The organism is Streptomyces sp. NH27 (assembly GCF_056859195.1).
On record NZ_JACEGK010000241.1, the window covers coordinates 1 to 11412 of the forward strand.

The 11412-nt window shown below is 72.6% G+C and carries 11 protein-coding genes and 1 pseudogene; 7 read left to right on the forward strand and 5 right to left on the reverse strand.

Features of this window, described 5'->3' with window-relative positions; all coding sequences use genetic code 11:
* Nucleotides 1-48: 48 nt before the first annotated feature.
* The 3 genes and pseudogenes from AC13HU_RS20270 (at nucleotide 49) to AC13HU_RS20280 (ending at nucleotide 1702) form a co-directional block, all read left to right on the forward strand.
* Nucleotides 49-168, forward strand: a complete 120-nt coding sequence (locus AC13HU_RS20270; RefSeq protein ID WP_483043328.1) for a hypothetical protein — start codon at nucleotides 49-51, stop codon at nucleotides 166-168.
* A gap of 74 nt (nucleotides 169-242) precedes the next feature.
* Nucleotides 243-983: pseudogene (locus AC13HU_RS20275) on the forward strand (ABC transporter ATP-binding protein).
* The gene (locus AC13HU_RS20280; protein ID WP_483043319.1) at nucleotides 980-1702 is read left to right on the forward strand and encodes a (2Fe-2S) ferredoxin domain-containing protein; all 723 of its coding nucleotides are present in this window, start codon (nucleotides 980-982) and stop codon (nucleotides 1700-1702) included. The pseudogene AC13HU_RS20275 and the gene AC13HU_RS20280 overlap by 4 nt, the downstream one beginning before the upstream one ends.
* Before the next feature lie 435 nt (nucleotides 1703-2137).
* Here AC13HU_RS20280 and AC13HU_RS20285 read toward each other — a convergent pair whose 3' ends face one another.
* On the reverse strand, nucleotides 2138-2800 hold the full coding sequence (locus tag AC13HU_RS20285; protein ID WP_483043320.1) for an SGNH/GDSL hydrolase family protein: 663 nt from the start codon (nucleotides 2798-2800) through the stop codon (nucleotides 2138-2140).
* A gap of 381 nt (nucleotides 2801-3181) precedes the next feature.
* Here AC13HU_RS20285 and AC13HU_RS20290 point away from each other — a divergent pair, with 381 nt between their 5' ends.
* Both AC13HU_RS20290 and AC13HU_RS20295 read left to right on the forward strand, forming a co-directional pair.
* Nucleotides 3182-4237: a zinc-binding alcohol dehydrogenase family protein gene (locus tag AC13HU_RS20290; RefSeq protein ID WP_483043321.1), complete on the forward strand. Its 1056-nt coding sequence runs from the start codon at nucleotides 3182-3184 to the stop codon at nucleotides 4235-4237.
* 666 nt (nucleotides 4238-4903) lie between these two features.
* Nucleotides 4904-5257 (forward strand): beta/gamma crystallin domain-containing protein, encoded by a 354-nt coding sequence (locus tag AC13HU_RS20295; protein ID WP_483043322.1) that lies wholly within the window; start codon nucleotides 4904-4906, stop codon nucleotides 5255-5257.
* Here the strand turns inward: AC13HU_RS20295 and AC13HU_RS20300 are convergent.
* Nucleotides 5161-5583 carry a dihydroxy-acid dehydratase domain-containing protein gene (locus AC13HU_RS20300; RefSeq protein ID WP_483043329.1) on the reverse strand — a complete coding sequence of 141 codons (423 nt, stop codon included), beginning with the start codon at nucleotides 5581-5583 and terminating at the stop codon, nucleotides 5161-5163. The genes AC13HU_RS20295 and AC13HU_RS20300 overlap by 97 nt on opposite strands.
* 87 nt (nucleotides 5584-5670) lie before the next feature.
* Here AC13HU_RS20300 and AC13HU_RS20305 point away from each other — a divergent pair, with 87 nt between their 5' ends.
* Nucleotides 5671-7962, forward strand: coding sequence for an FAD-dependent oxidoreductase (locus tag AC13HU_RS20305; RefSeq protein ID WP_483043323.1), 2292 nt, complete (start codon nucleotides 5671-5673; stop codon nucleotides 7960-7962).
* Nucleotides 7963-7976: 14 nt separating this feature from the next.
* On the opposite strand, the gene AC13HU_RS20310 is transcribed toward AC13HU_RS20305, so the two are convergent.
* From AC13HU_RS20310 to AC13HU_RS20320, 3 genes are read right to left on the reverse strand one after another with little or no spacing between them, the layout of a single operon-like run.
* The gene (locus AC13HU_RS20310) at nucleotides 7977-8756 is read right to left on the reverse strand and encodes an IclR family transcriptional regulator (RefSeq protein ID WP_483043324.1); all 780 of its coding nucleotides are present in this window, start codon (nucleotides 8754-8756) and stop codon (nucleotides 7977-7979) included.
* Between the two features lie 43 nt (nucleotides 8757-8799).
* Entirely contained in the window at nucleotides 8800-9510 is a 711-nt protein-coding gene (locus tag AC13HU_RS20315) for an ABC transporter ATP-binding protein (protein ID WP_483043325.1), read from the reverse strand.
* Nucleotides 9507-10595, reverse strand: a complete 1089-nt coding sequence (locus AC13HU_RS20320; protein ID WP_483043326.1) for an ABC transporter permease — start codon at nucleotides 10593-10595, stop codon at nucleotides 9507-9509. Before AC13HU_RS20320 ends, AC13HU_RS20315 begins: the two co-directional genes overlap by 4 nt.
* A gap of 171 nt (nucleotides 10596-10766) precedes the next feature.
* Here AC13HU_RS20320 and AC13HU_RS20325 point away from each other — a divergent pair.
* Nucleotides 10767-11412, forward strand: a 646-nt coding sequence (locus tag AC13HU_RS20325) for a histidine kinase (protein ID WP_483043327.1), incomplete at its 3' end; no start/stop codon positions are given.

Sequence of the window (11412 nt, forward strand, 5' to 3'; positions counted from 1 at the left end):
CTCCTGGGCGCCGCACTGCTGGTCGGCAGCGACGTCGTGGCGCGGTCGGTGCTCCCCGATCGGGAGATCCCGATCGGTGTGGTCACCGCCGGGCTCGGCGCGCCGTTCTTCGGATGGCTGCTGTGGCGGCAGGGGCGCGCCGGCGCCGCGGCGGGGGTCCGGTCGTGACGGCCGGGCAGCCGGACGTGCTGCGCTGCGAGGGGATCGAGGTCCGGGCCGGCGCCGCCACCCTGCTGTCGGGCGTGACGCTCGGCCTCGCCCCCGGCCGGCTGACGGGACTGCTCGGGCCGAACGGCGCCGGCAAGACCACCCTGCTGCGGTCCCTGGCCGGCCTGCGCCGGCCCGACGAGGGCCGCGTCCTGCTCGACGGGCAGGACCTGTACGCGCTGCCGGCCCGCCGCAGGGCGCGGCGGCTGGCGTTCATGGAGCAGCAGGCCGACACCGGGCTACCGCTGACGGTGCGTCAGGTGGTCGAGTAGGGCCGGACCCCGCACCGCGGCCGGTGGCCGGTGCCGCCGGGCTCGGCGGCGGCCGCCCGCGAGCGCTACGCGGTGGCGGCGGCCGCGGCCACCACCGACGTCGGCGGGCTGCTCGACCGGAGCTGGTCGTCGCTGTCCGGCGGCGAGCGCCAGCGGGTCCAGCTCGCGCGGGCGCTGGCGCAGGAGCCCGATGTGCTGCTGCTGGACGAGCCCACCAACCACCTCGACCTGCGCCACCAGTTGCGGTTTCTGGAGACGGTGCGGGAGCTCGGCGTCACCGCGGTCGCGGCGCTGCACGACCTCGAACTGGCCGCCGCCTACTGCGACGAGACCGCCGTCCTGCTCGACGGCCGGCTCGTCGCCCACGGACCGGTGGCCGAGGTGCTGACCGCGGAGATGATCGGCCGCGTCTACGGGGTGGACGCGACCGTGGAACGGCATCCCCGCCACGACCGGCCGCATGTCCGGTGGAACGGCGTGCTGCGTGCGGAGGCCGCGTCATGACCGGTGACGGCGGGGCCCTGGTGCTGGTCGGCATGTCCGTCGTCGAGGCCGGCCGCCGGGCCGAACTGCTGGACCGGGCCCGCCGGTCCGGGGCGACGATCGCGTTCCTCCAACAGGGGGAACCGTCCTTGCCGGCCGAGCTGGCGCGGCTGGCCGACGCGGGAGCCGGGACGGTCGTCCTGGTCGGGGTCAGGTTGGGCGACACGGGCCCCGGCCCGTCCTGGCTGCGCCGGATCGCCGCCCACTGGTGGCGCGAGCACGGCGGCCGCCGCCCCGACGTCCTGGTCGCCACCAAGCTCGCCGACGGGCTGGACGCCGTGGCCGCCGCCGCGTCCTCGGTCCGGCCGGTCACGGGTGAGGAGGCCGGCCTGACCTCCGCGGCGTGGGAGGAGGTGACCGGCCACCGCCACCAGGTCCTGGTGTGCCGCGGGCCGCGCTGCACCGCCAAGGGCGCGAACGCGGTGCTGCGCACCCTGGTGGGCGGGCTGAGAGAGCACGCCCTCGGCGACGACGACGTCCTCGTGGTGCAGACCGGCTGCCAGTTCCCCTGCAACCAGGCGCCCGTGGTCAGCGTGCAACCCGACGACGTCTGGTACGGGCACGTGGACCCGGCCGGGGCGGAAACGATCGTGGCCGAGCATCTCCTACGGGGCCGGCCGGTGGCGGCGCTCCGCCTCCCGAGGAATCGCAAGACGGGCCCGGCGAGCCCGAGCGGCTGACGGGAGCCGAGGGCGGGAGCCGGTCCGCTCCCGTCCTCGGTTCCGGCTCCGGCGGCGCCCGGGGGTACGTTCATCGGCACGTTCTGCCGGCCCTTTGCCGGCTGGGCGTTCGGCAGGACGTTGCCGTGTGCGCGGTGCGCGCGGTGCGCACTACCGGGACCGGTCAGGCGACCCGTGCGGTGCACCGCGGGAGCCTGTGGTGGCGGTGGCGGTGGCGATGGCGGCGGTGGTGGCGGCGGTCAACTCCACGCCGGAGCCGGGCGGCACGCACCGCGTACCGGCTGCGCGTGCCGCCCGGGACCCGTACCGCGCAAGCGGGGGGCGCCTGAACGTTCGGGGGGGCCGACGAGGAGCATCTCCCGATCCGGCGGACCCGGGCCGCCGGATCGGGAGATGTCGGGCCCGAACGCGGCGCCCCCACAACGGAGTTCAACCTCAGCCGGCGTCGCCCGCGGCGAGCTCGCGGAAGACGTCGATGAACGCGCGCGCGATCACCGCGTGGCCGGGCAACGCCGGGTGGACCCGGTCGCGGGCCCAGTCGGCGGGCACGGTGTGCGCGAGCACGCGGTCGAAGGCCGCCTGGACCTCGACCAGCGGCATCCCCTTCTCGCGTGCCACCTCGCGGGTGGCGGCCACGTAACGGTCCGACTCGATCCGCCACGGGTCGGACGTGTCGCCCTCGATGAGGTAGGGGGTGGCGACCACGACACGGCAGCCGGTGACGGCCACGGCCCGGTCCAGGAGTTCGGCGAGCGTCTCCCGGAACTCGCCGACGGGCACGGCCTCTTCCGTACGGCCCTCCATGCCCCGCCAGCAGTCGTTGATACCGATCTTCACGCAGAGCCAGTCCGGTCGCTCGTCCAGGACGTCGGCCTGCCAGCGCGCCGAGAGGTCGCGCACCGTGTTGCCGGAGATCCCGCGGTTGCTCCAGCGCAGCTCCAGCTCGGGTGCCTCGGCGGTCACCAGGGCCTGGATCAGGCTCACATAGCCACTGCCGTACGGCGGCTTGTCCTCACGGCGGCCGGCATCGGTGATGCTGTCGCCTATGAACAGCACGTGGCTGCCCTTCTCGAAGGGAAGCGTGATGTCAGCGGACATAGTCCTCGGCTCCTGTCAGTGCGCTCAAGTCGGTGGTGGTGTCACGCGGTACGAGGTCATGCGGATTCCGGCAGCCGCCGGTGTCCGCACGGCTCCCGGTCCCCGGTCACGTCCACGTCGCGCGGCATCATCGCCGCAAACCAGACCGTAGCGTGCGAGGTCCCGTCGCGGCACCGCTCGCCAGGACGATACAAGGAGGTCACGGCCCACGCGGGCACAACTCGGCCGGGCTCGCCGGGGACCCGACGCACCATCGGTGAACGCGCCGTCGCCGACCGTGATGACGCCGGCCCGGCGGGGCAACCGCCGTCGTGGCCGGCCGCCCGGCGGCATAAGCGCGGTCCGATTGCCCGGGTGCACGGGCGGGCGCATCCTGGAGGCATGGCGTTCGAGGCCGCCCACACGGGGGACCTGAGCGGTTGGGCGGTGAACGAACCGGGCCCGATCGCCTCGGGACCGCTGCGCCCGGTCCGGCGGAAGATACCCGTACCCGGGCCCGGCGAGGTGCAGGTACGGATCGAGGCGTGCGGTGTGTGCCGTACGGACCTTCATCTCGCGGAGGGCGACCTCCAGCCACGACGCCCGCTGACTGTCCCCGGCCACGAGATCGTCGGCCGGGTGAGCGCGACCGGCGAGCGGGCGAGCCGTTTCGCGGTCGGCGACCGGGTGGGCGGTGCCTGGCTGCGCGGCACCTGCGGGGTCTGCCGCTACTGCCGGGCCGGCCACGAGAACCTCTGTCCGTCGTCGGTCTACACCGGTTGGGACGCCGACGGCGGCTTCGCCGAGATGACCGTGCTGCCCGAGGCGTTCGCGTACCCGCTTCCCGGCGACGCCGATCCGGCACAGCTGGCGCCGCTGCTGTGCGCCGGCATCATCGGCTTCCGCTCACTGCGGCGCAGCGCGCTTCCGCCCGGCGGCCGGCTGGGCCTGTACGGATTCGGGGCCTCCGCCCACCTCGCCGCGCAGGTCGCCCTCGCCGACGGCGCGACCGTGCACGTGCTGACCCGGTCCGCGTCCGCCCGCGAACTCGCCCTGGAACTGGGCGCATCGTCCGCGCGCGACGCCTACGACGCACCGCCCGAGCCGCTGGACTCGGCGATCCTCTTCGCCCCGGTCGGCGACCTGGTGCCGGTGGCGCTGGCCGCCCTCGACCGCGGTGGCACCCTGGCCATCGCCGGTATCCACCTGTCCGACATCCCCGTGCTGAACTACCAGCGGCACCTGTTCCAGGAACGCGACCTGCGCAGCGTCACCTCCAACACCCGTGCGGACGGGCGGGACTTCCTCGCGACCGCACAGCGCGTCGGTGTCCGCGCCACCGTCACCCGCTACCCGCTCGGGCACGCCGACCAGGCACTGGCCGACCTCGCCGCGGACCGGGTCAACGGCGCGGCCGTCCTGATCCCGGACACCGCACCTGATTCCACCGGCAGTTGAGACCCGGCGCCCGCACCGGTTTCCTCGGTACGACAGGACGTTCCGTGCGACAGCGCAGACGGGTCGGCGAAGGAAGCGGATCAGGCCGTCGTCCAGTCGATCGTCAGGCTACGACCTTGGGTGCGGCCCGCCTCGGCGGCCGGCCCGCGCGTGGACGGGTCGGCCAGCCCCGCCAGCAGACCCGTCATCCACGCCATCCCGGCGACACCTCCGCCACCCAACACCAACGCCTCAGCCACGGCCGCCCCCATCGTTGATCGAATCGCTCCTCCGCACCCTAACGCGCCGCGATGGCACGGCTGTTCGCAGTCTCCGGCGCCTGCCGCCTGGCGCTCGTACGGCATCGCGCGGCATCGCGCGGCATCGCGTGACTCGGCCCGCACGCCCCCCGGTCCGCCGCGATCGGGTGACGTTGCGTAACGGCGGTTCGCGTTCGGAGTGTTACGGCCGAACTGCACGTGGTGATCGTTACGTTGGCCGCATCGGCTCCTCCGGTCGCCTCCCTGACAGGTGCGACCGTGAGGGGCCGGCCTGGTGCGCAGCCGGCCGTCCGCCGGCTCGACGAAGCACCGCTCTGTGCCGACTCGACGAAGCACCGCTTTGTGCCGGCGCAACGTCGCCGACAGGGCCGGTCCGTGCGCCGGCCTTCGTATCCGAGGAGAATCTGTGATCTCGAAACTCAAGAGGGTCGCGCGCTCGATGGCCGTGGTGCTCGCCGCGGCCGCCACGATCACCATCGGCCTGCCGGGTGGCAACGCCTTCGCCATCGACCACGTCCAGTGCGTCGGCGGGGAGAACTTCCTGAAGATCTGGTCGCACCTGAACGGTCAGCAGAGCGTCGACTGCTATGCGAACGCCGGGAAGACCGACTTCGGCGGGTGGTGGGTCGACCAGATCTCCACGGGCAACAACGACCTGATCTACTACGACGCCAACGGCGACTCGGTGAAGATCGAGCGCTGGCACGACATCACCTTCCCGAACAACCCGCCCAAGGTCGTCGCCATCCAGATCCTCTGACGGTTCGGCATCCGATCGCGGGAAGCCTCGCCGGCCCGGTCACACCCTTCCCCGTGTGGCCGGGCCACGATGGTCAGTCGAGCACATCTTCGCCGCCCGGCTCCGGCAGCCGGAACAGTCGTGACCGCTCCCATGAGTTGTGCGGGCAGCGTCTTGTCGCCCCCTCCGAGGAGTACTACCGCGTCCAGCGGGTCGGCCCGGATGGTCCCCTCGATTCGATGTCCGGCGACGTCCATGCTCACCAGCGCTCCACCGGATGCCGGGCGGGCGGTCGCCCGCCCGGCGTTGCTCGCATCCACCTTCCGCCGCCCGTCGACGCGATGCATAATATGCACATCGCATTCATAATGCGGGTGACGCTTGCAAAGCCAGTGGCGGACGAGCGTGCCACTGACGTGAGGGGGCGCAGCATCATGCGACACGAACGCAACCACCACGACGTCGTCGTGATCGGCGGCGGGCTCGCCGGCGTGTGCGGTGCGATCGCCGCCGCCCGGCTCGGGTTGCGGGTGGCGCTCGTCCACAACCGGCCGGTGCTGGGGGGCAACAGCAGCAGCGAGGTACGGGTGTGGGTCTGCGGTGCGACCGCGCACGGGGTGCAGCGGTTCGCCCGGGAGACCGGCATCATGGGCGAGCTGTACACGGAGAACCAGTACAGAAACCCGGAAGGCAACCCGTACTACTGGGACCAGGTCGTCCTGGACGCGGTCCGCACCGAGCCGCTGATCGACCTCTACCTCAACACGGACGTACGCGAGGTCGAGGCGGACGGCCCCGAGGAGGCCCGCGCCATACGCTCGGTCACCGGCTGGATGATGGGTTCCGAGCGTGTCATCACCTTCACCGGCGAGCAGTTCCTGGACTGTACCGGGGACGGCCTGGTGGGCCACCTCGCCGGCGCCCGGTACCGGCTGGGGCGCGAGGCGCGCGGCGAGTTCGGTGAACCATGGGCCCCCGAGGAGGCCGACGGGGCACTGCTCGGTTCCACGCTGCTCTTCTACACCAAGCAGGCCGACCGGCCGGTGAAGTTCGTGCCCCCGAGCTACGCCAAGGACCTGGCGACGACGCCCATCCTGCGCAACCGGGTGCTGCGCACGGGCGACAACGGCTGCGACTACTGGTGGGTCGAGTGGGGCGGGGAACTGGACACGGTCCACGACAACGAACGGATCCGGGACGAGCTGTCCTCCGTCATCATCGGCATCTGGGACCACATCAAGAACTCCGGCGAGTTCGACGCCGACCGCCTCGTCCTGGAGTGGGCGGGCAGCCTGCCGGGCAAGCGGGAGTACCGCCGTTTCGTCGGCGACCACGTGCTGACCCAGCAGGACATCCTGGAACAACGGCAGTTCCCCGACCGGATCGCCTTCGGTGGCTGGTCGGTGGACCTCCATCCGGTGCAGGGGATGTACGCGGAGGGGCCCGGTGCCCGGCAGCGGTACGCGAACGGGATCTTCCACATCCCGCTGCGCAGCCTGTACTCGGTGAACGTCGGCAACCTGTTCTTCGCCGGCCGGAACATCTCCGCGACCCACATCGCCTTCGGCGCGACCCGGGTGATGGCCACCTGCGCGACGCTGGGCGAGGCCGCGGGCACGGCGGCGGCCCTGTGCGTCGCGCAGAAGCTGAGCCCCCGCACGCTGGCGACCGAACGTGCGGAGCTGGTGGGCCAGGTGCTGCTGCGCCAGGACGCGTCGGTGATCGGCGTCGCCAACACCGACCCCGCGGACCTCGCCCGTACGGCAACCCGGGTCACCGCCTCCTCGCATCTGCGCCGGCTGGCGGCCGAGCCCGCGCCGGCCGATACCCGCGAGCCGTTCGCGCTGGAGCGTGACATCGGCATCCTGCTACCGATCGATCCGTCGCTGGAGTCGGTCGACCTCCTGGCGTCCTCCGACAGCGGCGCCGACCTGACCGTGGAACTGTGGGGCACCCGCCTGCCGGAGAACGGGGTTCCGCTGGAGCGCCTGGCCGGCACGCGTGTGACGGTCCCACCGGGCGGGCCCGGATGGGTGACGGCGCACCTCCCGCACCTCCCGCACCACCCGCCGTCGCCGGAGAACGTCGTTCTCGTGGCGCGGGCGACGCCGGGCGTGGCGCTGTACGTGACACCGACGCGGACGGAGGGGGTGCTCGCCCTGCGCCGGAAGGCGGACGGCGACGCGGCCGTCGATCACGACATACCGGAGGAGGACGGCCAGTCGCTCATCGAATGGTCCGCCCGCGAGCTGCGCCGGCGCTCGTTCTGCTTCCGGGCCTCCCCCGAAACCTCCGCCTTCGCGCCCACGAAGGCGGTCGGCGGCTACCAACGGCCCTACGGCGGCCCGCAGATGTGGGTGTCCGAGACCACTGCCGGGTCCGGCCGTACAACTGAGTACCTCCAGCTCGAATGGGACGACGAGCAGGAGCTGCGGACGGTCCACCTGGTGTGGGACGACGACGTGGACGAGTACCTGAACAACCTGCACCGGCACCGCACTCCGTTCGAGGTGATGCCCGAACTGGTGCGGGACTACCGCCTGCTGGCCCGCACGGCCGGCGGCGAGTGGCGCACCGAGGTCGTCGTCGAGGGCAATCGCCGCCGTCACCGGGTGCACCGCTTCGCCGACGGACCGGTGCGTACGACCGCACTGCGCGTCGTGGTCGACGCCACGCACGGCGCGCCCCGCGCGCACCTGTTCGCGATCCGGGCCTACCAGGACTGACCGGGCCTACCGGATCAGTGGGCGCCGAGCGCCTGGCTGACCGCGTCGGCGGCCTCGATCACCTGCCGGGTCAGGCCGCCGCCGTGGTCGGACCGCCTGTCCTCCTCGGCGAGCAGGGAGGCCGGGCCCCACAGCGAGAGAGCCGCCACCACCTGGCCCGTGGCGTCCCGGACGGGCGCGGCCACCGAGGCACGTCCGAGCGCCCGTTCCTCGGCTTCGGTGGCGTAGCCGGTACGGCGCACCTCGTCCATCACGGAGTCGAGTCGGTCGTGGGAGGTGATCGTGTGCTCGGTGTGGGCTTCCGGTGCGGGGCCGAGCAGTTCCCGGCGCTCGGCCCCGCTCATCCGGGACAGCAGGCACTTGCCCATCGCCGTCGCGTGCAGCGGTGCGGTGTGCCCGGCCTGCGTGTAGGCCCTCGGGGTGCGCGGGCCCTCGAAGTTGGCGAGGAACATCAGTTCACCGCCCCGCCGGATACCGATGTTGGCGCCGAGGCCGGTGTGCGCGGCCAGATCCTGGAGCACCATGCGGGAGGCCCGGTGCACCGGGTCGGCGTTGAGCGCGACCGCGGCCAGCGACACCGTACCCAGGCCGAGCCGATACAGGCCGCTGACCGGGTCGCGTTCCACCAGGTCGAGCAGTTCGAGCGTGGCCAGCAGGCGCGAGGCCGTGGAGGCGCCCAGTCCGGCACTGGCGGCCACGTCGGACACCCGGCGCTCCGGCCGCCCTTCCGCGAGTGCCCTGAGTACGGCGGCGGCCCGCTCCACGCTCTGGTTGGTGCCCTGTTCTGCCGCCACTACCAGCTCCCTCTGCATCTGGCGTGCACATTCTGCATGCAGCCTATCCGGAGGCCGGGGTCCTGGGGACTACGGGGGTCGCGGTGGGCATGCGCAGACGCCCGTCGTGGACTTCGGCGATCTGGTCGACCGCGGTCAGATGGGCGCGGTCGTGCGTGACCAGGACGGTGGCGGTGGCGTTCTGGTGGGTGAGCTGGGTGATCAGGTCGATGACGGCCGCGCCGCGCTCGTGGTCCAGCGCACTGGTGGGCTCGTCGACCAGCAGCACGGTCGGGTCGTTCATCAGCGCGCGGGCGATGCTGACGCGCTGCCGCTGGCCCCCGGAGAGCTCATGGGGGCGGCGGCCGGCGTGGTCGGCCAGGCCGACGGCGTGCAGCAGTTCCATCGCGCGGGGCCGGGCCTTCGCCGGGGAGCGGCCGTCGATCTTGGCCATGACCTGGAGTTGTTCGGCCGCAGTGAGCGAGGCGATGAGGTTCGGCTGCTGGAAGACGATGCCGATCTTGTGGCGGCGCAGCTCGGTCAGCTCGCCCCGGGACAGGCCGGTGGTGACGGTCCCGTGCACGGTGACGGTGCCGGAGTCGGGTGCGATCAGGGTGGCTGCCACGGCCAGCAGACTGGACTTGCCGGAGCCGGAGGGGCCGACGACGGCGGTGAGGCTGCCGCCGGGTACCTGAAGGGTGACGTGATCGAGGGCGGTGAGCCGACCGTCGCCGTCGGGGTAGGTGAGGGTGATGTCGTGCAGGGAGAGGGTCATCGTGCGCTCCCCAGAGCGGTCAGCGGGTCCACGGAGGTGATGCGGCGAATGGACAGGGCGGCCCCGAGCATGCCGAGCAGGATCATCGCCGCGGCGGGGACCAGGATGGTGGCGGGGGTCAGCAGGAAGGGCACCGCCCCGCCGCGGACGGCCGAGCCGATGCCGACGGCGATGGCGGTTCCGGTCAGGGTGCCGCCGACCAGCAGCACGACGGCCTGTCCGAGGGCGTCCTTGAGCAGGTTGGCGGTGGAGGCGCCCAGCGCCTTCAGTACCGCGACGTCGCCGCTGCGCTGGATGGTCCAGACGGTGAAGAACGCGCCGATGACCAGGGCGGAGATCGCGAACAGGAAGCCACGTATCAGCTGCAGGGAGCCGTTCTCGGAGGTGTAGGAGCCGATCGCGGACAGCGAGCCGTCCTTGGAGACCGTCCTGGTGCCCGCTGCCTGGTCCGCGGCCTTGAGATCGGCGCCGGAGGCGGTCGTCAGGGCGATCACGGTGGCGGTCGGCCCGGCGCTCCCGCCTGTGGGGGGTGCGGTCTTCTGCCAGGTGCCGAGGCTGGTCCAGACGACCGGGGTGTGACTGAAGGAGGCGTCACCGTGCACCGCCGCGACGGTGATCCGCCGCCCGGCCAGGGCGAGGGTGTCGCCCGGCCCGACGCCGAGGTCGGCAGCGGCGCCGGTGGACAGGACCGCCGTGTGGTCGTCGATCTTGTCGCTGTCGGGGGCGAGTACGGAGCCGGGCTTCACACCGAAGGCGGACACTCCGACGCTCTTGTCGCCGGCAGTGGCTCTGGTGGTGGTGATGCCCAGCGGTTCCGCGCTGTTCACGCCGGGTGTCCTGGCCCACTGCCGCCACTGCTTCTCGGTGACGGTGGAGTCGGAGTACGACAGCTTCTGGCCCGCACCCGGCGCGTCGAAGACGATCTTGTTCGCGGGCAGGGTGGTGATCGCGGAGATGTTCTGCCGGCCCAGCCCCGCGGTCAGCCCGGACAGCAGCCCGGACAGCAACGTGATCAGCACCACGACGGCGCCCATCAGGGCGAAGCGCCCCTTGGCGAACTTCAGGTCTCTCCAGGCGACGAACACGGCGTGAGGCTGCCCTTTCAGGGGGTGGAAGCGGTACGTCCCCACCCTCGCCGCCAGGGCCCTGTGTGCGCATCCGGCCCAAGGCAGCACTTGGCGCATCGAAGGGCGGCATGCCGGCTGTAACTTTCGATGGAGGCCCGGCTGGGGTTTTCTTCCTAGGCTGGAAGGGCCATGAACACCACCGCCCCCACCTTGACACCCACCACCCGGGCCCTGGCCTGGTGCCTGCACCTGCTGGTCGCGGGGCTGCTCGCCCTGGCCGCAGTCCGGGCCGTGGCCGACCACCTGCCGCACGCCGCGGCGGTCGTCGCCACGGCCGCGGTCTGCGCCCTGGTGTACGCGGTAGGGCCGATGCTGCCCGCCGTCCGCCGCTCGCGGCGGGCAGCCGCGTGGTGGCTGGCCGCTTTGGGCTGCGTGTGGCTCGTACTCCTGGGCCTGTCCGCCGACGGGGTGTGGATGGCCTTCCCGCTGTACTTCCTCCAGCTCCACCTGCTGCCCCGACGCGCCGGACTGGCCGCGGTGGCCGCCACCGCGGCGGCGGCCATCGCGGGCTTCGCCGCCCACCAGGGCACCTTCAGCGCGGCGATGGCGATCGGACCCTCCCTCGGCGCCGCTGTGGCGGTCGCGGTGGTGTGGGGCTACCAGGCCCTGTACCGGGAGAGCGAACAGCGCCGGCGCCTGATCGGCGAGCTCACCGCGACCCGCGCCGACCTGGCCACCGCGCAGCACACCGCCGGCGTGCTGGCCGAACGCGAACGCCTGGCCCGCGAGATCCACGACACCCTCGCCCAGGGCCTCTCCAGCATCCAACTGCTGC